Raw genomic sequence first — 19,851 nt, 5'->3', positions numbered from 1 at the left:
GATAGCCGGTCGATCTCGGCGCATGCCAGGATATCGCCGATATCGGGCAAATTTGGTCACTGCGCTAGGCGCATGCGAAGCCTTTGGCCGAGCAATCCATAATGTAACCTTGCAGACCCTTGGGAAGGGTAAGGTATCGAGTACGAGAACAAGATCACGATGCCGAACTACTTTGTCGACGACGAAGCGCTTTTCGAGCCGCCGTCGCAACCGCAATGCCGCCAACCCGGTCGCTGCGCTACCCCGGAAGCTCCGATAACAGCACATCGCTTGCAGACTGCGGCGGGTGTTGATGCAAGTCAACATGCTGATGGCAATCTGTCTCGATTATTCTGCAAATGACCATTTCACCTATGCTCAACTTAAAGACACACGTACCCGTCGCAATCGATGTCGTTGTCATCGGAGGCGGCCAGTCGGCACTGGCTACGGCGTACTTCTTGCGGCGAGCCGGGATCGAATATGTGGTCCTGGACGAACAGGCGGCACCGGGGGGAGCATGGCAGCACACTTGGGACTCGCTACACCTCTTTTCCCCTGTTCAGTGGAGTTCGCTTCCCGGCTGGCAGATGCCGCCCGCGCGAGATGAGTACCCGCCTGCCGGCCATGTGGTTCGCTATCTGGCCGAGTATGAGCGGCGCTACCAGATTGCGGTGCGGCGCCCCGTCCATGTCTCGTCCGTGTCGCGCAGTGGTGACCGGCTTCTGGTGACAGCGAACCACGGCGAGTGGCTTGCCAAGGTGGTCGTGAGCGCGACTGGCACGTGGGACTGCCCGTACATTCCGGAGTATTCCGGACAGCGTGGCTTCAGGGGAGAGCAGTTGCACTCAGCCCAATATCGGAACCCCGACGGCTTGTGCGGGAAAGATGTACTGGTGGTTGGCGGCGGCAATTCAGGTGCACAGATTCTGGCCGAGGTGTCGCAGGTCTGTAAGGCAGTCTGGGTCACGCAGGAAGTACCCACATTCCTGCCTGATGAAGTCGACGGCCGCGTTCTGTTTGAGCGCGCGACGGCAAAATGGACGGCGCGCGGCGAAGAGGCAACTGGCCCTGCACCCGTCGGGAGTCTCAAAGAGATCGTCATGGTGTCGCCCGTTCGCGAGGCGCGTGAGCGCGGCGTCCTGAAAGCGGTTCGCCCATTCGTCGGATTCGAGGCGGACGGTGTCATCTGGGGAAATGGCTCGCGTTCCCACGTCGATGTCGTTATTTGGTGCACCGGATTTCGCCCGGCGCTGGACCATCTCGACGCGTTAGATCTCCGGGACAAGAGCGGGATGGTGCAGACTGATGGCATGCGGGCCACAGGAGAGCTTCGCTTGTGGCTCGTCGGATATGGGGATTGGTGCGGCTACGCGTCTGCGACGCTCGTTGGAGTTATGCGCAGCGCGAGGGAAGCCGTAAGCGAAATCCATGCGTATCTGTCAACCCCGTGAGAACGGCCTCCTTTCTGTTCTCGCATGAAGATTGTGACCGTATCGGGAGCGTCAATCCGCCGGCACCGCTCAGCATAGATTGCGAGCCGTGTCGATCACGGTCAAGACGTCACCGGACAAGGTGTCTGACGTCTGTGCTGTCAAGGTCGATATCTGCAAGAAGAGCGCCACCGTCACGTACGACCCCGGCAGGGCCCGGGCAGAAAATCTGACGCCCCCGAACCGCGCCCGCAGGCAATCCGGCCACCGCATAAAGTGAGGCCACCATGAGCAGTTCTCGAATCCGTGCTGACCTGTCCGCCACGCGGGTTCGCACACCAGGAAATCATGTCGCCGGACGCCTGCCAGTTCTACTACGAGTGCCTCAACTGCAAGACTTTACTGCGGCCGAGGTCGAGGGACTGCTGCGTGTTCTGTTCGTTTGGTTCGGCACCATGCCCGCCGATCCAACGGCAACACGGCTGCTGCGCTTGAGTCGGTTGGTCCATTCATTCGCTGCTGAGCGGCATTCGTGAGACTTTGCAGTCCAGGCGGCATGACCAATTGCAATGGCGAGCCAGATGCGACGTGATGAATTTTTCGGGATTGCCGGTAGAAGGAAGCGCACTTAACAATGATATTAAGATAAGTTTTCTTATCTCAAGGCACACCTTCATGGACCAAACTCCATGTCATGAAAACGCGCCTCACGTCCTCCTCCGCTTCCGCCCCGACACTGGATGGCTTTCCCGATGCCGACTCACTGGCTGCGCTGCGCGCCTGGTATGCAGGCCTGCCGGCTCGGGACGCGATCAGCCGTTACCTGTCTAGCAACCTGCGCGCGGGACAGTCCGCACATGGCATCCTCGGGCGCATCCGTCGCCAACTGGTGTCTGTTCGGCTCCCGCGGCCTGGACATACGAACGCCACTGCGAAACGGACGCGCTGATAGTGCGTTGCGCCAACTGGTTGCTGACTTGGGGAGGCGGAGGGCAGACCGCTATTCAGAGCAGGGTGGCGAAAGCAGCGCCCCCCACGGTCACACTAAGGTTGAAATGTCGTTCATCGGCGGTTGATAGCGCGCCTATGGCCACTCGCGATCCATCACGGATGAGGACATTTCAGAGTCTTCCGCTGGCAGCGGTGGATTTCTCTACTTCGCGCGACGCCCATGCTCATCGACAACAATTTCTCCGTCCTCTTTCGTGAACGGCACATTCTGCGCCTCCGGCAGGATGTCCAGAACGACCTCGGACGGCCGGCACAACCGAACGCCATGCGGAGTCTCCACGAAAGGACGATTGATGAGTGTTGGGTGTTCTAACATTGCATCCAGAAGCTTGTCGTCGCCAAGCAAGGGGGCATCCAAACCAAGTTCCGCGTAAGGCGTACCTTTCTGCCGCAATGTTTCACGCACGCTAAGGCCGGACCTGCCGATAAGCTCCACCAGCCGTTCACGGGTCGGTGGTGTCTTCAGGTATTCAATGATGATCGGTTCGATGCCGGCATTGCGAATCATGGCCAGCGTGTTTCGCGAGGTGCCGCATTCCGGGTTGTGGTAAATCGTGACGCTCATGGAGTTGTGTCCTCAAAAGAAGTTAAATATTGGCCAATCTGTGTTGCCGTTGACCTGACAGAGCGCATCACGCCGATGAGCGTGGCGGATGCGAAGCCGCACCACTCGCCGTATCCGACCAGCCAGAGCCGGGGCTCCAGCACCGCGCGACCTTCGACTACATCGACGCGGCCGGCGTCGTTAAGGACATGCAGAGGCCGCAAATGTTCGAGTGCCGGGCGGAAGCCGGTACACCAGATAACGGCATCGACGCACGCGTGGGAGCCGTCTTTCCATACGACGCCGTCGACCGTGAAATGCGTGAACGGTCGCACAGAATGCAGCACTCCCCCCTCACGAGCGTCGCGCACGGGCGGCACCATCACAATGTCGCCCAGCCGCGCCTGTCGGTGCGGGGTCAGCGCGACCTTCCGCACGGGCTTTCCACCGTTCTGTTGCCCGTTCGAAGAGCACGCGTCCGTCAACATCATCCGGCAATAAAGTGGGCTCTTCCCACGTAACCCATGTTGTGTGACAGACCTGCGGCAGTTCAGCGAGTATCTGTGCACCTGAGTTTTCACCACCTACAACCAGTACATTCTTTCCGTGGAATATCTCCAATTTTCTGTAGTGAGCTGAGTGCAACTGCTCACCTTCGAAGCAGGCCTGCGCCGGATAGTCCGGAATAGATGGGCGCGCCCATGTTCCGGTGGCACTGACCACGGTCTTTGCAAGCCACTCGCCGCGGTCCGTCAATACAAGCAGCCCGCCTTCGCGACGCGACACCGATGTCACGTCCACAGGACGACGGACCGGAATTTCGTAGCGCTTCTCGTACTCAGTGAGATAGTGAATGACATGGTCTCGCGACGGAAGCTGCTCTGATGTAGCGGGCATCAACCATCCGGGTAGCGAACTCCACTGTGCCGGCGAAAAGGGGTGAAGCGAGTCCCAGGTGTGCTGCCATGCTCCGCCAGGAGCCGGTTGGTCATCGAGCACGACGTAGCCGATGCCGGCCCGGCGCAAGAAATAGGCGACTGCCAGCGAAGATTGACCGCCGCCGACAACGACGACATCGATTGGAGTAGCCGCTGAGGCGTTGCCGATAGACATATCAGGTCAAGTGGATAATACTTCGATAATACTGGATATGTTGTGTTCGATGTGAGTCTGTGAGGTGTGTATTGGCTTCTGACCTGTCGAAGATCACCAGCGGCCTCGGGCCGTCCGCCGCACGTCTGCAGCTATTGATAGAGCGGGCGTTAGAACTGTATGCCGGTGTGGGTGCCATGTCATGCGCCGAGCAGCACGTTACGCTGCAGGAGCTCGCGGAGTTGTTGCCCCAGATAGCGCGTGCCTCTCGCGAAACAGCAGATGGAATTGAGTCGTGCGGCGGTCGCTGCCGGTGAGCTCTCCAGGCGCTGCAGCGGCGCTACGAGCCAGGTGGGAACGTGAACACCTTACGAAAACTGCACGGTGGTGTCGGTTTCCGTCACGCTTGGGGTATCAGAAGTCTTGCAGTATGGCCAGGAGACACTCGCTCTCGAGGCGTTGATGTACTACGCGCTAGCTGGGTGTCGGGACCGCTGGAACAAAGGGCTGCTTGCACTTCCCGTGCCGCGTCAGCGACGCGCTCAAGTGCCACGGCCTCCGGTGATCCCGTGATTTCCGCCGTCATGTCCCCTTCACCCCGGGGCTGGTTCCGCATCGTCCTTCAAGCTGCCCGACGCGCTATTTCCTCAGGTCGAAGTCATCGACGGTCAGCACGATACGCTCGCCTGGCCGGGCACGGGCCTTACGTTCCGCCAAAGCCACGATGCGCCTGCGGCCTTCGGAAAAGGCATTGAGAACGCGCGCATCAGGTGCTCCTGGTTGCACCCAGAAATGCTGCTCGAGTGTCTCCCGCGTGACGACGCATGCGATGTCGCGGCCGCACAGTGACAGCGCAAAAACGACACCGTCCTTTGAAACGCTGGCTTCAAGTTCAAGGGTTTCCACGATAGGCGCTCGATTGATTGTTTCCACGTACTGTAGTTATCGTACGGGTGAGACGGCGGAAAGTTCAACAAGACCGAAACGACGCTCGTCGCTTTTGCCCAACATTGAGCGTTGGGGGAGCGGAAGCGGGGTGCCGAAATCGCGCTTCCGGAAGAGACAAGCCGGAAAGTCGAGAACGGAGAAGTCGACTGACGACGAGCGTTCCGATGCGGGGTGCCGGCCTAAACCGTCGGGCGGCCGAGGGCGGAACATTCCGCATTCTGGTTATCTCGCTCAAAATAACTGTTTCGGCCAATCATGCGCCGCGGACACTGAGCGGAACTGCCGTTTGAATGGCCATCCAAGCGCGAAGAGGAAACGCTGCCGATGACCGCACCGAGATCATTCATCATCGGATGCTGATTCAGCCATGCCACTCAACCCCAATTCAAGCGTTTTGCCACGCCAGATCGTGCCAAGGCCCGCCATATCGCAGAGAATTGCCCACGCTATATAAGGGACGGGCGTTTCTCCGCTTATCCAGCGTCTGACCTGGCGGCCGCCATGCTCACTCAGCCCGAGCACCCGGGCAAGAGCCCGACCCGACAGGCCGATGCGTCGCACCACCTCCTGAACTTCAGCGCCCCGAGGCCGCTCCCAGCCCTCATCCGCCGGGAGCAAGCACTCGGCCCGAATGGGTGTATGAATATCAACTGTCATTTTTCTATCGCCTTTTCCCTTAGTCGTACTTCCTGGATCGGACGGATCTTCGCGCCCGGTCGATCACGTCCGCCGCGACCTTTTCTTCCAGCCGTAATCGATGCGCGCGGAACTCATGTTCCGGCCACCGCGCTTCGCACTCCTCGAGCGCCTTGACTGCCTGATCGCGAGTCATCGGGTGCGTATATCCCGGCCATGGTTCGTACACGTCACCGCCAGCACTCACCGCCCGTATACGCACGGCACGCTGGATGATCCAGTCGTCCGTCCAGATTTCGGGCGCCGCCGAAGCTTCACTTGCATCTGCGCCAACCGCCGGCAGGTTGCGCTCATCAAAGTGTCGCTCCCCGGTCGACATGTCGAACAGTGTAACGATCACGTCGTCGAATCGTTTCTGCAGGTCAGCCGCATCTCGCCATGCCTCCCCTGGATCGTCGTATTCCGCCGGCGTATCGCCAAGCTGCCTGTGCCTGAATCCGACCGCCCCCCACTGGTCAAAACTGAGCACCACATCGACGTAGTGGTTCGCGTCGTCATCCCAGACCTGCACTCGAAGCATGGTGCCCTCCTGATCCTGAACGATTCATCGGTGCCTCTGTCCTCGATCCAGCCCCCACGGCTTCGCCGCGGTGGAAACACGCAGCCTGCGGCTGCTTGACGACCCCGGCCACAGTTGCACGGCGCCTCACCGGATCGTCCCTCCGCTGCCGCTGCGGGTCGGCGCTCTCCCCACGCCTCCCGGCGCGGGTCCCCGTGCGCCTCGATCCGGGCGCGCAGGCGCGCGCGATAAGCTCACGGCCAATACGAGTCCTGGTTTAGCAGGAAGGGGGTTGCCCGGCACCCGTGTCTGCGATCGGACTGGCGGGCCGGAGCCTGTCAGCCTCGGACACAGATACACCTGCCCGTTACCAACCAACGTAGTTCAGCAAAAGCTCCGTGATCAGCTTGCGACGAACAAGGTCCAGCCCTGACAGGTCGGCGAAGCCCCTGATGCCCGCTTTCTCCCACAGAAGAACGCTATCGTGCGAGTTGTAGAACGAATACAGCGCGGCAAGGAAGGTCTGCTCGCCGCTGCTGAGAACACCGAAGGCATCGAGAATGACCGCGCCATTGGGCGCGAGCGCCCATTTGTCTTTCGCCGTCTCAACAGCCTCGCTGGTGCCATCGCCGAAATACACCGGACCGGCCAGCATCACAGCCTGTTTCCATGCCTCAAAAAACCGCGCAGGCGCGGCAGTAAAGTGGGCGTCGCTTTCCTCCTGCTCGCGGCGAAACTGTTCGAGCGCTTCGGGGGGGAACTTCGATTCGTCGGTCATAGCGGCATTCCTGTTGATAAAGGGCAGTCGTCACAGCTTCCACCTGCTCGGCAGACAGCGAAGACACGTCGATGGCCGTTGCGTGTGTGTAGATCATCTCGCCATAGATATCGGCAAGGTGACGCGCTTTCGGGCACAGCGCCGCGTCTTCTCCAGACGCCTGGCGGTTTCGCCACACGTTGATCGCCCGTTCAATCTCGGCAATTGTAAAGGTTGGCATGTCACGCTCCGAAGCCCGCGCGCAAATGTGTCCATACGCACGCGGGCGGTTCAGGTTATTGGGCGAACAACACTTCGTAGAGTCCGCCCCGGTCGATCGACATTTCTGCATCCGGCAACTTCGCCACGCCGCAGATAAAGTCGAACGGGCCGCGGTACGGCAGCATTTCAAGAATCGTCTGATTGCCGAACCATGTGCGCAGCACGTCGCCGCGCTTCAGTTCGCAACCCCGTTTCAGTTCTGTCGTCATGCGGCACGCCCGCGAGTGTGGCGGACCGCATCGTGAACCGCTACCAGAGGCGCGCGGGCTGGTACGCGGTCGAACTCCGAAAGCGCGGCACGCGCGATCGCGCGAAGCTCTTCGCGGTGCATGTCGATCGCATGACCGTCCCGGTCGAGCATGTTGGCGATGCGGTGCAGCGCGTCGGCGGTCTTCGCCGCCGCATCCGCCGACAGCGCCATACGGAACAGTTCAGCACGCACAATTTCACGGTCCCCGTACTGGTAGACGGCCAGCAAAGGCAGAAGTGCGGTCAGCCAGGTTGGGCGAATTTGCGTCAGGTCCATTTCTTCCTCACTGATTTTCAGATAGGGCGAAAGACCCCAGCCCGCAGGCCGGGGCTGGTTGATTAGTCGATAGCGCGGAGAATGTTCGCGGCCTCTACGTGCTGCGTCGCGTAGGCGCGCAGTTCGTGGTAGTGCTCGATAATGCTGTCATCGCCGCACTTTTCCGCCAGATGGCACAGGGCAAACAGCGTGACGACGATGCCGAAGGCGTCCGCGCCCATCATGTCGCTGTAGCCGTTCATATGCCACCGTACATGCACCCGTCCGCAGTTTGCAGGGGCCATATAGAAGCCGCCGTTCGACAACTGGAAGAAGTCCCACGAACCGCCGTTGTAGGCACTCGAAAGGCGCGCGGCCCAGTCGTACACCAACGACTCGCCCTGGAGGTATTGCGCGCCCAGGTAGTGAGGAAGGAAATTCAGACGCAACTCACCAACAACAACGCTTGAAGAGATTCTGGTTTCATTATCAATCACGGTTATCTCCGGTTATGGCCATCGCTACATGCGAGGCACAACTTAATTATAGTGACATTTTGTCCTAACGAAAGAGTAATTTGATTTTCATTTTAAATCATTTTTTCTATTCAATTAAAAATTTCAAATGACATCCATTAATATAATCTTTACTTAGGGCATTTTGTCCGTATAATGGTTGTGTGCCTCGCATGTAGCGATGGCCATAACCGGAGATAACCGTGGATCAAATCGTTGAAAATCGTGCAACCGAAACCGTTGTCGAAAGCCGTTTCGGCAACGACACCCAGATCGAGTACGTGCCGCTCGGTCTGCTATGCAAGTCGCCGCACAACGTGCGTCGCAAAGCGCCTACCGGCATCGAAGCACTGGCCGAGAACATCGACGCGGCAGGCGTCATGCAAAACCTCGTCGCCCATGAAATGAAGGCGCGCGGCAAGCAGCGCAAGCTGGGCATATGTGCGGGCCAGCGTCGCCTGCTCGCACTGGAACTGCTGCGCACGACTGGCAGGATCGATGACAGCTACCCCGTACCGGTTAAGGTTGTGAGCGAAGCCGATGCCGTCGCCGTGTCGCTAATCGAGAACCAGCAGCGCGAGCCGATGCATCCGGCGGACGCCTGCGAAGCATTCCGCCTGCTGGTCAATGAAGGCCGTACAGTGGACTACATTGCTGCTCTTTTCTCGCTGTCTGAAATCCAGGTGCAAAGGCACCTGAAACTTGCGAACGTGTCGCCCCGCCTGATCGACGTCTTTCGCGATGACGGCATGACGCTGGAACAGATCCGCACGCTTGCACTGACGGACGATCACGAACTGCAGGAACGTCTGTGGTTTGATGCCGCCCAGCCGTGGCAACGCAACCCGGCGCAACTGCGCGACGCGATCACGAACAGCGAGATCGATGTGTCCGACAGCAACCTGGTTGCGTTCGTTACGCTCGACGCGTATGAGGCGGCAGGCGGTCACGTTCGCCGGGACCTCTTTAGCGACGAGCAGAACGCCGGGTATGTGACCGACGCAGAACTTTTGCACCGTCTGGTCGCAGAAAAGCTGGTTTCTGTCGCGCAGACCTTGAGCAACGAGGGCTGGAGTTGGGTCGAAACACGCGTGCGCCGTGACTTTGGCGAAATGGCCCGCTTTGGCCGGTTGCCGTCGGCGTCGCGCGAGTACACGAAGAAGGAAAAGACCGAGCTTCGCGCGCTGAAGAAGGTGAGCGAACAGGCCGCAGCGGAACTGAATGCGTACTACGACGCCGAAGACGAAGCCGAGGACGACGCCCGCCGCGACGTACTGGAAACCGCTGCGGACGCCGCTTCCCAGGCGCTGGACGACTTTGCTGAACTCCTCGAAATCTGGAGCGAAGACCAGAAGGCGCGTGCCGGTGCATTCGTGACGCTCGACCATGACGGCAAGGCCGTAATCGAGCGCGGACTGGTCAAACCCGAGGACCGGGCCAGCGTGAACCGCGAAGGTCTGACGGGCGCTGCCGAACTGCCAGCGCCAGCAGAAAAGCCGCTGCACGGCAAAGACCTCAGCAGGCGATTGACGGCACACCGTACCGCCGCCGTCCAGATCGAACTTGCACGAAACCCGGTGGCCGCACTGGCGGTACTGATGCACCGCCTGATCCCGGTTGTGTTCGATGACCGCTATGTCTGCGTCTACGACCAGCATGCCGCCGACGTGCGGGCCACGTGCTCTCACAACCGCCTGTTGCAGACAGCGGACGACATGGAAGCCAGCGCCGCATGGAAAGAGATTTCGGCCGAGCGCGAAAAGTGGGCCGCGCTTCTGCCGAAGCGTTTCAGCGATGTGCTGCCCTGGTTGATGGCGCAGAGCGAAGACGTGCTGAGCAATCTGTTCGCATTCTGCGTGGCCGCGACCGTCAACGGCGTGAGCGAATCGGATGGCGCACACCCGGTGAACGTGCTGATGAATCTGCTGAACGTCGATATGACGCAGTACTGGACGCCGACGCGAACGAGCTATCTGAACCACGTTTCGAAAGCACGTATCGTTGACGTGGTAGCGCAAGCGCTCTCCCCCGAAGCGGCGGCACCACTGGAGAAATTGAAGAAAGACGCAGCGGCAGAGACGGCCGAACGGTTGCTGGCCGATGCACGCTGGTTGCCCGAGGTGCTGGTGAGCCGGGAAACGCCGGTCGTATGGGATGACGACGAAGACGAGGAGGAGGAAGAAGCCGCCTAAGCGAGCCGAGCGCCGCGCCCCGGAAGAAGCTGTACCGGGGCGCTGATCGATACCGGCTCATTTTCCAGAATCCCTTTTTAGGCCTCCGGCGCGTCGTTCCCCACGACGCGCTTTTTATTTTCCTGCAAGCCCGAAGCCACGCAGACCGCTGCGATATCGCGCGCGCCTGCGCGCCCGGATCGAGGCGCACGGGGACCCGCGCCGACTGGTGCGGGGAGAGCGCCGACCCGGAGCGCAGCGCAGGCACGATCCGGCTGGGCACCCGCACACTACGCCGGGGTTTGCTCCGCAGCAGCTCTTTCCGCGCTGGCCTGCGACTCTGCCTTCTTCTCATTTTCGCGCTCAGCGATGAAAGCATCGCCACGTTTCTTGAGCGTGTGCTGCAATTCATCCTCAGTCTTGAACTGATCGAGCGCCCACAGTAGCGCGCCGGTCAGCGTGCCGCGATCCACCGGAAAATCAACCATCGAGACGATGCCGCCGAGTTCGATCAGTTCGCGCGTGCGGGCCTTGCGCTGATCCTCGCGCCGCGCGCTCAGCATGCGGGCTGCTTCGGCCTTCATCGCGTCAGCCTTCTGGTTAATTTTCTCCAGTCGGACCAGCTTGTCTAGCTGGCGGGACTCCTGTGCGGACGGATTCGGAATCGCGGCCAGTTCGACCAGCAGCGATTGGGTGGCGGTGGGCGACTTCAAACCCTTGATGTACTGGACGTGTTCCGTGAGCCATTCGGCCTTTGCCATCATTTTTCTCCTGGATCAAATTCACGTTGCATCGAGCGAGGGCGCAGACCGATCATTCGGCCCCCTTCCTGCAAGCCATTCCGGATTATGAAAACCACAAAAGCGAGCTACTAGGGAGGCGTGACCCGGCAGTATCTGACGAGCAAAGCGAGTCAAAGCGCGCTTCCGCGTTTCTATGCTAGCATAGAAACAGCTTATGATAAGACGAAAGCCAAGCCGCCAATGCCAACGTACCATTTGACCGTGAAAGCAGGTGGGAAAGCCGCCGCAGGGGAACACGCAAAGTACATTGCGCGGGAAGATCACTACGCCTACATTTCTCGCGGTGGAAAGTACGAAGAGCGTGGCGACCTCAAGATGACCGAGAGCGGCAACATGCCAGCATGGGCCGCGCACGACGCGAGCATTTTCTGGCAGGCAGCGGACATCCATGAGCGGGCTAACGGTCGGCCGTACACGGAAATCGAGGTATCGATTCCGCGTGAACTGGACGATGAACAGCGCGTGGCGCTCGTGCGTGAGTTTGTTGAACACACACTCGGCGAGCGTCATGCGTACACGTGGGCGATCCACAATCCGGCGGCAAGCGACGGGCTGGAACAGCCGCACGCACACATCATGTTCACGGAGCGGGTGAACGACGGCATCGCCCGCGATCCAGTGCAATACTTCAGGCGATGGAATGCCAAAGAGCCCGAAAAAGGCGGAGCCGGAAAGGACCGCTATCTGAGCAGTCGCCAGTTTGTTCGTGATGTGCGGGAAGAATGGGCGGTCACCGCCAATCACTTTATGGCACGGGCGGGCATCGAGGCCCGCATTGACCATCGCAGCTACCGGACGCTGGGTATCGACCTGGAGCCGTCCGTGAAAGTAGGCGTCGCGCGCTACGCGGGCGAACGTGGTGTGATGGCCGGATTGCTCGAAGAGAATCGCCAGCGCGCGTACCGCAATGGGCAGAGACTGCTCATCAATCCGGCGATTGGTGTCGCCGCCCTGACGATCAATCAATCCACCTTCTCACGTCGCGACGTCGAGCAGTTCGTCTTTCGCAATACCGACGGTGCCGAACAGTTCCGGCAGGTGTACGCGCGGCTGATGAATTCGAAGGAACTGCTCGCGCTGAAGGATTCCGGTCGCAACGGTGAATGGTTCACGTCGGCAGATCTGCGTGCGATTGAGGTGCGCCTGGTCGATCGTGCTCGCGCAATGGGTCGCGCCGGCGACAGCGCGGTGGGCGACGCCGCAGTGCGTGAAACGCTTCGCGCAACCCGAAAGTTCAATACAGGACAGGATGCGGCTTTTGTCGCGCTCGCTGGCAGCAGCCACCTCGTGGTAGTGAACGGCGCAGCAGGTACTGGGAAGAGCTATGTGCTCGCGGCCGCACGCGAAGCGCTCGAGGCGGACGGCGTGCGCGTGATCGGCGCAGCCCTGCAGGGCAAGACGGCCGACGACATGCAGCGTGACGCCGGCATCGCCAGCCGGACGCTGCACAGTCTGCTTTCGGGCATCGAGCGCGGCACGGTGACGCTCGATGCAAAAACGGTTCTGGTGATTGACGAGGCCGGGATGGTCGGCTCCCGGCAGATGGAAAAACTGCTTGGCCACGCGCAGGCAGCCGGTGCGCGCGTACGCCTGGTGGGCGATGCGTGGCAGCTGCATGCGGTCGACGCCGGCGATGCTTTCCGCGCCGTGTCGCGCGAAGCGGCCGCAGCAAACCGCCTCGAAAGCCTGACCGAGATCAAGCGGCAGGACGAGCCCTGGCAGCGCGAAGCAACGTCGGCGCTGGCCCGGCACGATGTGCCAACGGCCGTGTCCGCGTACGCGGCGCGCGGTGGCGTACAACTGTATTCGACCGTCGCCGACGCGCGCGAACAGCTGATTGCGCAGTGGCAGGATGATCGCCGGGCCAGTCCCGGCAAGACCCAGCTGCTGCTGACTCACACCAACGAGCAGCGCGAGGCGTTGAATGCGCGCGTGCGCGAATTGCGACGGGCTGCCGGCGAACTGGGCGCCGAACAAACCGTGCGGACCGAGGACCGACACATCGCGATCGCCGCCGGCGAGCGGATCATGTTCCTGCAGAACGAATACGTGATGCGGGTCAAGAACGGGACGATGGGCACGGTCGAACAGATCGAAATGCCTGACAGGAAAGCGCCCGGCGCCGTCCTGCACGTGCGGCTCGATGATGGCCGACAGCTCGCGGTCGATACGGCGCAGTACGGCCACTTCGATCACGGTTACGCGCTCACGGTCCACAAGAGCCAGGGTGTGACAGTCGATCGCGCATATGTGCTGGCGACGAAGAGCATGCATGCCGAGCTGGCCTACGTCGCGATGACCCGGCACAGGGAAAATCTGATTGTAGCGGCCGGCCGGGATGAGTTCGCGGACGGCGCAGCGCTGATGCGCAGCCTGTCGCGTGCCGACGAAAAATCGTTCAGCGCGCAACATGAACTGCAGCCAGAGCGTGATCGCCGGCCGGAACTGGGCTACCGGCACACGCTGAACCGGCGTCGTGTCGAATTCTCGAATGCACCTCGACCGCAACGGGCCGAAAAGACCCTCGATCGTACAGTCGAGCAGTATGCCGATGCCCTCTCCGCTGCGGCAGCCGCAAACCGGGCAGGCAAGCCGGTGCCCGCAAAGGACCGCGCGGCGCTGAAGCGGGCGAGTGTCGGCCTGAACCGGCTCGATCCGGGAATGCGCAGCGAGATCCGCCACGTAGTCGAGCGGGATGACCGTGCCTGGCGCGCGCTCGTTGAGCTCAGCGGCCCCGCGCGAGCGGCGGCGCTTGTCAACGAAGTAGCGCAGGCCCGGGCGCAACGCGCCGGCATCGACGCAGCAACTGCCGGACACCCGCGAGCGCCGACGCCAGCCACCGCATCCCGGCGTTTCGCCGACCTGACGCCAGAAGAACGTCAGGAACGGCGCAACGAGTTCAAGGCTCAACTGCGCGAAGCGGCGGGCCAGGCGGTCGAGCGAGATAAGCCACCGCGAGAGCGCACGGCATCGCGCGGACGTGGCGGGCCAGAAATTAGTGATTAATCTGGTTATCGGGATAATCGGCCAACGTTGAATGAACCAATTGATCTGAACTGTAATCCAGTAACAGTTACACAAAAGAGATCTTCCTAGCCTATATTTCGTGGCATTAGTGTCGTTCAGGAGTGCTTTCATGGGGCCTTGGACTGCCGACGAGATCGCAACAGCGAGAGCTGTGCCCTTTCACGTGCTGCTTCATTTCCTTGGGGCGTATTGCAAGTTGGACCGCGAATACAGGTCCGCCACTTCTCATCAAAGCATCCGCGTACACGTGAACCACGCCGGCCGGGACTTCCGTTTCGTGTTCACTGGCGAGAAGTGGGTCAACGAACTCGTACCGCCAACCAGGAGCGGGAGAGGTGGCGCAGGTGCGATTGATCTCGCGGCCCACATCACCGGCCAAGACTTTGTTCGGTCAGTGAAAATCTGCATCGACGCGCGCAACAATGCGACTGCGGGGCTGCCGTGAGGCTCTTTTACACGACGCGCGATTTTGTCTACAAAGGTCGGCAATGCCCAGGCATACCGTTCCTGTGTTCCGAGGACATGGAACTGGTCAAGCCGGCGAGCGACTACCTCATGTGGGTGGCTCTCGAAAACGCCAGAACCAGAAGTCCCGCAACATGGAAGAGCTACGCTGAGGCTGTCTACGATTTCTTTGCCTGGCTCGAGGCAAACTCTTTGAGCTGGGATGCCTTACCGCAGCATTCGGTCGATGCGGGTGAGATCTCGAACGTCGCGCTGTATCGCAACTGGTCTCTTGACGTTCTGGACCGCCGCTCCGGTCGACACGCCATGCAACCGAGTACCGTGCGCAAGAGGCTGTCCCAGATCATGCGCTTTTATGAATGGGCTGCGGCGCGCAATCGAATAGCCGATGTTCCGTGGGACATCGGGGTATCGGGTGCCGGAGACGAGCCGATTCGCAGCGCGATCAAGGAATCAACGCTCCCTAAAGTGCCCCGCCACTCCGTCCGGTTCCTCACTATTGATCAGTGTCGCGCGCTCCTACAGAACTGCCGCGGCAACACCATTCGATTGATGACAAAGCTGATGCTTCAGACCGGCTTACGCAACGAAGAATGTAGAACATTCCCAATGAAGTACCTCTTCGATCCGGCGTCAGCTAGACGTTCGCACCGGATCGCGATCGATCTCTCTCCGTCTGACATGAAGCTTAAGGGAGGCAGGCCTCGCCGGATCTACGCCTCCGGGCAACTCATCAAGGACCTGTTCGACTTTGCCAACTTTGGTGAAGGAGCCGTACGGGCCAATCTTTATCGCATGACTTACGGGAAAGCCTCGCCGTATGTATTTCTCAACCGGCTCGGCGCGCCGTGGAGCGAGAAAGGACTATGTAACGCCTATCGAAAACTGTGCAGCCCCGATGCTCCTGCGAAGCCGTCGCTCGACTTCAAGGTTACTCCGCACATGCTGCGCCACACCTTCGCCACACTCGAACTGTATGCGGAGAGTCAAAACCGTAACCTTGGCTATGCACTTGCCTGGGTGCGCGATCGACTCGGACATGCGTCGATCTCGACGACGACCGCGTATGTTCACTGCCTCGACATGCTCGGCGAAATGCATCTGAACCAATACGAGCAGGAAATAGACGCACTTCTCATTGCAGGAGACGCGCGGTGAAACGGAAGAGTTATAAGCTTGCCCATGCACCTGAACAGCGTGCGACTCCTAGCAGCGACAACCCCTGGGTCGTCCAAACAAAGAGGAGCCTGGACTTCCGCCGCTGGCAATGTCACGCAAGAACACGGGCCAACGCTGGCCGCGACGACCTCCTCCTGTCGTTGGTGAGAGGTCTACGACGGCTCCAGCCTATTCTTGCGGACGTCAGTGTCGAATCCATATATCGAGGTGGCGTATCGGTATGGTTCGAGTTTCTCGACTCGGCCATAGGCTCGCCCCACCCCGTACATCGAATCTCGGATATTGACCGCAAAGTGTTGGAGGACTTCGTCGTGTGGCTGCGAAGTCGACCCGCAAGAACTGAAAGTGGGCGACTGTCTTACGGGACCGTGCGTTCGTTATACGTGGGCCTGAAAACAGTGCTCATGCAGTGTGTTGCGGCGGGCGAGCTCCGGATGGACTGCTTTCCACGAGGGCTGTTTCCATATGCTGCGCGCTCGCATAAGCCACCTGCGCCTTACACAAAGGAGGAGATGCAGTCACTCCTGTCCGCGCTCGCGAATGACCTTCGGGCTATCCGCGCAGGGACATTCGTGGGCACCGAGCCGGACCGGTTACTAACGTACTTCCTTCTCGTTGCGGCGCGAACCGGCAGAAATCCGACCTCCCTGTCCGAGATGAGACGCGATGCTGTCCAGCCGCATCCTCTCAAACCGGAAACACATTCGCTGCTGACGACTTACAAGCGACGCGGCAACAGCATCTCCACACTATCGGTTCGCAAGCCAGACAACGTCGAAGAGATCAGCGTACTTGCTGCGGACACGAGCTCCCTCATACGTGACGTCCTGAACTTTACCGAGCAATTGGTCGCCGAGGCACCTCCGGATCTGCAGAATCACCTTTGGCTGTATCGCCGATCTCGCCGCTGGGTCAGCCTTGGTACCGTGACCGCCTTCTCTAAAAAAGTGCTGTACACGTCCATTGAGCGTTTCGTGACGCGACACCACCTGGTCTCCTACGACGATCACGTCGTGTCCAATAACCAGGCCCCACTGATGTTATCTGTGATGCGCCTGCGAAAGACGTTTGCATCTCGCATGTGGGAGTTGACGGGTGGTGACGTTGCTATGACTGCAAACCTCCTTGGCAACCGGCCGCACGTCACGGATACCCACTACCTTGCTGTGACGCCTGAGATGATGCGCAACCACCATTTCCTCGGCAAGTGTCTGGAAGTCGAACTCCGGGGAACCGGGAGGGATGCAGCAACGCTGGCGCGCCTGGCAAAGGAGATGCGCATCGAAGTCGACGACATCAAGCGTATCCTGGCTGGCGAGAGCAATACAGGTGTTGGCCGGTGCTCCTCGCCACTCAATGGGCGGTATGCGCCGAAAGATGGCCACACGGCATGTTCTGCATTCCTTCATTGCTTCCGATGTCCCAACCAGGTTGTGATGGAAAGCGACCTTTATCGCATGTACAGTTTCTATTGGCTGCTTGTGAAGGAGAGGAATCTCCTCGGCAGGAACCAATGGCACAAAGTCTACGGGTGGGTGATCAGGGAAATTGACCGGGTCATCGCGCCTCAGTTCGCGACTTCGACAGTGGAGCGGGCGAAGCAGAAGGCCTTCGTTGATCCCCATCCAATGTGGCGTGATCGAACCATGCTCCTCGGGCGGGACGATGGCTGAGCTAACCAACCATCTGGTCGATCTGGCTTCCGTTCGAGCCGAAGATTTACATGATGTCATCGTCAGTCAGCAAGGCAACACGATTGTTTCGCGTTATGGCGACGACACCTGGAACCTGGAGCCGTACTTTGCGCCGCGAAACCGTACAGCAGTACACATCATCTTCTCCTACCCGTTCAAAGGCGGGTGTCGACTGACTGATTCCACATACGCACCACTGCTCGCATCGGTGAAACGCTTCCTGTACACGCGATGGCGCGTAGCCGGTGGGAAACGGGGCACGCCCGTAGCAGTAAGTACGATGCGAACAAACTGGACCCAGATCAGAAAGTTGCTTGCGTGGATGTTAGACGAAAACCTGATGACGTTCAGTGAGCTTACGCCGGCCCACTGCGCCCGCTTTGCCGCAAGTCTGACGGGAACACTCCGGCCCGGAACGGCTGCGAGCGTGTTGGGCACGGTCACGAGCTACTACGAACTCGGGGATCATCTCATCGACCGGATTCGGGAATATCCATGGCAGCTCGATCACGGCGGCACAACAAAACTTGCCCGGGCTGGCCGTCAACCGAGACTGCAAAGCTGGAAGCAGGCAACGACTGAAGTCATTCCTCAGCGACTCATGAGCAAGCTAGTACGTACAGCGCTCGACTACGTCGAGAATCGCTCAGATTCGCTCCTGTCCCTGCGTGATCAGCTAGCGGTGTACGCGACGCGCCGGTTTGCTGAGGTCAAAAAGGCTCACCGGAAGACCTACCCGAACGGTTTCTCGAGTGTTTATGCCACTGAGGAGAAATACGTTCGGTTGAAGGGTTACCATCGATGCTCAAAAGAGGAGAAGCAGCTTCTCGGCGCACATGGGTATCAGCTGCGTCGAGAGGTAGCGATCGACCTCCTTCATCTAAGGACCGCCTGCTACATCGTATGCGCTGCCTTCTCGGGCATGCGCGACTCGGAACTGGCGTCGCTGGAAGTGGGATGTTTCGTAAAAAGAAAGGGATTCGACGGCGAAGCGTTCTTCTGGCTTCGGGGGACCACGTACAAGCTCCAGCGTGAGCCGACACCAGCAGAGTGGATGGTGCCGGAGATCGTTGGCAAGGCGGTTGCTATCGCGACACGGCTAGGAGCGCCAGAACGAGCGCTAGGTGACAATCAGATCAAGGTCCTGGAGCATACAGCAACCGCCCGTCGACTTGACGAGCAATCTCGCGTCAAGACGGAAGTCGAACTTGAACGAGCCCGCCGTAATCGCAACGCTCTATTCGTCGCGTATAAGCGGCACGGGAGGGTCTCTGTTGTGGGGCGTGACAACGCCCGTAAGGGGGGGATGAACAAGGTACGCGCGAATTCCTATCATAAGCGTCCAGGTTATATAAACCGGAAAGAGCATGCCGTTTCAGGACGGTTCAGCTGGAACCCTATCTTTCCGCGAAGGCGTTCCGGATCTGCTGGGCGCGCTTGACTTCGTCGCTGTGCAGGTAGATCGACGTCGTCGTGATCGAGGCATGGCGCAGGTTATCCCGTACCGTGGTCAGTTCGGCGCCGCGAGCCAGGGCGTGGGTTGCATGCGTGTGCCGAGTCCAGTGCGGACTCGCGCGGCGCAGCTTTTCCGCGAGCACCTGGTTGTCCGCCTCGATGACTTCGGCCGCTTTCGCAAAAAAACGCCGTGTGACCTCCCATAGCCGAACACCGCTGATGCCTGCCGCGTTGTCCTGCTCGAACCTGCCGATGAGAGGCGTATCGGGATGCCAGCGGGTCGGCGTGACCGGCAGCCTTCGCTCCACCAGGTAGCGGTCCAGCGCAGTACGAGCCAGTGGTGGCAGCGCGACCTTGCCGGCCTTGCGCCCCTTCCCGATGATGTTCAGCCAATGATCACCCCGGGCGTCGGTGTCGACGTTGCCGAGACAGGCGCCGACCAGTTCGCTGACGCGCAGGCCGGTCGCATACGCGAAGTCCAGCACGAAGCGCAGGCGTTGCGCCGCCGGCGCTTCCCAGCCATATGACCACTCAAGTCCGTCAGCAATGGCACGCACGAGCGTCCACTCGCCCTCGGTAAAGGCGTGGGACGTGTCGAGCACGGTTGAGCGGCTGGTGCCGCGCACCTTGACGCCGGCAAACGGATTGGCCAGCAGATAGCGCTGCTCGATCAGCCAGCGGAACATCGCCCCGAGCACCGACAGCGCGTAGGCGGTCGAGCGGGCCGACAGCCCACCGGAGAATGGTCGCCACTCCGGCGAGGTGCGCGGGCGCATGGGTCCCACCCAGCGCTCGC

20 protein-coding genes and 1 pseudogene are annotated in these 19,851 nt (G+C 60.2%); 8 read left to right on the top strand and 13 right to left on the bottom strand.

Features of this window, described 5'->3' with window-relative positions; translation table 11 throughout:
* Window positions 1-338: 338 nt before the first annotated feature.
* The 3 genes and pseudogenes from AC57B1_RS09760 to AC57B1_RS09750 all read left to right on the top strand — a co-directional run.
* Window positions 339-1,433 carry an ArsO family NAD(P)H-dependent flavin-containing monooxygenase gene (locus AC57B1_RS09760; protein ID WP_496417412.1) on the top strand — a complete coding sequence of 365 codons (1,095 nt, stop codon included), beginning with the start codon at window positions 339-341 and terminating at the stop codon, window positions 1,431-1,433.
* A gap of 327 nt (window positions 1,434-1,760) precedes the next feature.
* Entirely contained in the window at window positions 1,761-1,907 is a 147-nt protein-coding gene (locus AC57B1_RS09755; RefSeq protein WP_496417411.1) for a GDCCVxC domain-containing (seleno)protein, read from the top strand.
* 199 nt (window positions 1,908-2,106) lie between these two features.
* A pseudogene (locus tag AC57B1_RS09750) lies at window positions 2,107-2,304 on the top strand (integrase); the annotation flags it as partial.
* Between the two features lie 261 nt (window positions 2,305-2,565).
* Here the strand turns inward: AC57B1_RS09750 and arsC are convergent.
* The 11 genes from arsC to AC57B1_RS09695 all read right to left on the bottom strand — a co-directional run bounded on the left by arsC (window position 2,566) and on the right by AC57B1_RS09695 (window position 8,243).
* Window positions 2,566-2,988: an arsenate reductase (glutaredoxin) gene (arsC, locus tag AC57B1_RS09745; protein ID WP_496417410.1), complete on the bottom strand. Its 423-nt coding sequence runs from the start codon at window positions 2,986-2,988 to the stop codon at window positions 2,566-2,568.
* Window positions 2,985-3,314, bottom strand: a complete 330-nt coding sequence (locus AC57B1_RS09740; protein ID WP_496417409.1) for a hypothetical protein — start codon at window positions 3,312-3,314, stop codon at window positions 2,985-2,987. The genes arsC and AC57B1_RS09740 overlap by 4 nt, the downstream gene beginning before the upstream one ends.
* Window positions 3,315-3,321: 7 nt before the next feature.
* Window positions 3,322-4,080 (bottom strand): FAD-dependent oxidoreductase, encoded by a 759-nt coding sequence (locus AC57B1_RS09735; protein WP_496417408.1) that lies wholly within the window; start codon window positions 4,078-4,080, stop codon window positions 3,322-3,324.
* A gap of 618 nt (window positions 4,081-4,698) precedes the next feature.
* Complete coding sequence (locus AC57B1_RS09730) at window positions 4,699-4,965, bottom strand: DUF1488 family protein (protein ID WP_496417407.1); 267 nt, start codon at window positions 4,963-4,965, stop codon at window positions 4,699-4,701.
* Window positions 4,966-5,346: 381 nt separating this feature from the next.
* Window positions 5,347-5,664 carry an XRE family transcriptional regulator gene (locus tag AC57B1_RS09725; RefSeq protein ID WP_168796000.1) on the bottom strand — a complete coding sequence of 106 codons (318 nt, stop codon included), beginning with the start codon at window positions 5,662-5,664 and terminating at the stop codon, window positions 5,347-5,349.
* Window positions 5,665-5,683: 19 nt separating this feature from the next.
* Window positions 5,684-6,223, bottom strand: a complete 540-nt coding sequence (locus tag AC57B1_RS09720) for a hypothetical protein (RefSeq protein ID WP_496417406.1) — start codon at window positions 6,221-6,223, stop codon at window positions 5,684-5,686.
* A 346-nt stretch (window positions 6,224-6,569) separates the two neighbouring features.
* Complete coding sequence (locus AC57B1_RS09715; protein ID WP_496417405.1) at window positions 6,570-6,980, bottom strand: hypothetical protein; 411 nt, start codon at window positions 6,978-6,980, stop codon at window positions 6,570-6,572.
* Window positions 6,877-7,200 carry a DUF3717 domain-containing protein gene (locus AC57B1_RS09710; protein WP_496417404.1) on the bottom strand — a complete coding sequence of 108 codons (324 nt, stop codon included), beginning with the start codon at window positions 7,198-7,200 and terminating at the stop codon, window positions 6,877-6,879. Before AC57B1_RS09710 ends, AC57B1_RS09715 begins: the two co-directional genes overlap by 104 nt.
* Before the next feature lie 55 nt (window positions 7,201-7,255).
* Window positions 7,256-7,450, bottom strand: a complete 195-nt coding sequence (locus tag AC57B1_RS09705) for a hypothetical protein (RefSeq protein WP_496417403.1) — start codon at window positions 7,448-7,450, stop codon at window positions 7,256-7,258.
* A complete protein-coding gene (locus AC57B1_RS09700; RefSeq protein WP_496417402.1) occupies window positions 7,447-7,767 on the bottom strand; it encodes a hypothetical protein in 321 nt (106 codons plus the stop codon). Before AC57B1_RS09700 ends, AC57B1_RS09705 begins: the two co-directional genes overlap by 4 nt.
* Window positions 7,768-7,829: 62 nt before the next feature.
* On the bottom strand, window positions 7,830-8,243 hold the full coding sequence (locus AC57B1_RS09695) for an antirestriction protein (RefSeq protein WP_496417401.1): 414 nt from the start codon (window positions 8,241-8,243) through the stop codon (window positions 7,830-7,832).
* A gap of 221 nt (window positions 8,244-8,464) precedes the next feature.
* On the opposite strand from AC57B1_RS09695, the gene AC57B1_RS09690 reads away from it, so the two are divergent.
* Window positions 8,465-10,453 (top strand): ParB/RepB/Spo0J family partition protein, encoded by a 1,989-nt coding sequence (locus AC57B1_RS09690; protein ID WP_496417400.1) that lies wholly within the window; start codon window positions 8,465-8,467, stop codon window positions 10,451-10,453.
* Window positions 10,454-10,722: 269 nt separating this feature from the next.
* On the opposite strand, the gene AC57B1_RS09685 is transcribed toward AC57B1_RS09690, so the two are convergent.
* Window positions 10,723-11,145, bottom strand: coding sequence for a conjugal transfer protein TraD (locus AC57B1_RS09685; RefSeq protein WP_496417399.1), 423 nt, complete (start codon window positions 11,143-11,145; stop codon window positions 10,723-10,725).
* Window positions 11,146-11,415: 270 nt separating this feature from the next.
* Between AC57B1_RS09685 and traA the strand changes: the two genes are divergently transcribed.
* From traA to AC57B1_RS09665, 4 genes are all read left to right on the top strand, one after another.
* Window positions 11,416-14,241 carry a Ti-type conjugative transfer relaxase TraA gene (gene traA, locus AC57B1_RS09680; protein WP_496417398.1) on the top strand — a complete coding sequence of 942 codons (2,826 nt, stop codon included), beginning with the start codon at window positions 11,416-11,418 and terminating at the stop codon, window positions 14,239-14,241.
* Between the two features lie 543 nt (window positions 14,242-14,784).
* On the top strand, window positions 14,785-15,885 hold the full coding sequence (locus AC57B1_RS09675) for a tyrosine-type recombinase/integrase (RefSeq protein WP_496417397.1): 1,101 nt from the start codon (window positions 14,785-14,787) through the stop codon (window positions 15,883-15,885).
* 533 nt (window positions 15,886-16,418) lie between these two features.
* Complete coding sequence (locus AC57B1_RS09670) at window positions 16,419-17,579, top strand: hypothetical protein (RefSeq protein WP_217863861.1); 1,161 nt, start codon at window positions 16,419-16,421, stop codon at window positions 17,577-17,579.
* Window positions 17,572-19,041, top strand: coding sequence for a site-specific integrase (locus AC57B1_RS09665; protein ID WP_496417396.1), 1,470 nt, complete (start codon window positions 17,572-17,574; stop codon window positions 19,039-19,041). Before AC57B1_RS09670 ends, AC57B1_RS09665 begins: the two co-directional genes overlap by 8 nt.
* Here AC57B1_RS09665 and AC57B1_RS09660 read toward each other — a convergent pair.
* On the bottom strand, window positions 18,998-19,851 hold an 854-nt coding region (locus AC57B1_RS09660; protein WP_496417395.1), incomplete at its 5' end, for a tyrosine-type recombinase/integrase. The genes AC57B1_RS09665 and AC57B1_RS09660 overlap by 44 nt on opposite strands.

This window comes from Paraburkholderia sp. BGA-UO-ETr-F21, assembly GCF_059567925.1.
Note: the sequence above shows the minus strand (reverse complement) of the source record. Positions and strands in the feature narration are given on the sequence as shown.

Excerpts from the sequence above, each read along its gene's own strand:
- AC57B1_RS09760 (WP_496417412.1), top strand. The coding sequence starts at position 339 with ATGACCATTTCACCTATGCTCAACTTAAAGACACACGTACCCGTCGCA.
- AC57B1_RS09755 (WP_496417411.1), top strand. The coding sequence starts at position 1,761 with ATGTCGCCGGACGCCTGCCAGTTCTACTACGAGTGCCTCAACTGCAAG.
- arsC (WP_496417410.1), bottom strand. The coding sequence starts at position 2,988 with ATGAGCGTCACGATTTACCACAACCCGGAATGCGGCACCTCGCGAAAC.
- AC57B1_RS09735 (WP_496417408.1), bottom strand. The coding sequence starts at position 4,080 with ATGTCTATCGGCAACGCCTCAGCGGCTACTCCAATCGATGTCGTCGTT.
- AC57B1_RS09725 (WP_168796000.1), bottom strand. The coding sequence starts at position 5,664 with ATGACAGTTGATATTCATACACCCATTCGGGCCGAGTGCTTGCTCCCG.
- AC57B1_RS09720 (WP_496417406.1), bottom strand. The coding sequence starts at position 6,223 with ATGCTTCGAGTGCAGGTCTGGGATGACGACGCGAACCACTACGTCGAT.
- AC57B1_RS09715 (WP_496417405.1), bottom strand. The coding sequence starts at position 6,980 with ATGACCGACGAATCGAAGTTCCCCCCCGAAGCGCTCGAACAGTTTCGC.
- AC57B1_RS09710 (WP_496417404.1), bottom strand. The coding sequence starts at position 7,200 with ATGCCAACCTTTACAATTGCCGAGATTGAACGGGCGATCAACGTGTGG.
- AC57B1_RS09705 (WP_496417403.1), bottom strand. The coding sequence starts at position 7,450 with ATGACGACAGAACTGAAACGGGGTTGCGAACTGAAGCGCGGCGACGTG.
- AC57B1_RS09700 (WP_496417402.1), bottom strand. The coding sequence starts at position 7,767 with ATGGACCTGACGCAAATTCGCCCAACCTGGCTGACCGCACTTCTGCCT.
- traA (WP_496417398.1), top strand. The coding sequence starts at position 11,416 with ATGCCAACGTACCATTTGACCGTGAAAGCAGGTGGGAAAGCCGCCGCA.
- AC57B1_RS09675 (WP_496417397.1), top strand. The coding sequence starts at position 14,785 with ATGGAACTGGTCAAGCCGGCGAGCGACTACCTCATGTGGGTGGCTCTC.
- AC57B1_RS09670 (WP_217863861.1), top strand. The coding sequence starts at position 16,419 with ATGCAGTCACTCCTGTCCGCGCTCGCGAATGACCTTCGGGCTATCCGC.
- AC57B1_RS09665 (WP_496417396.1), top strand. The coding sequence starts at position 17,572 with ATGGCTGAGCTAACCAACCATCTGGTCGATCTGGCTTCCGTTCGAGCC.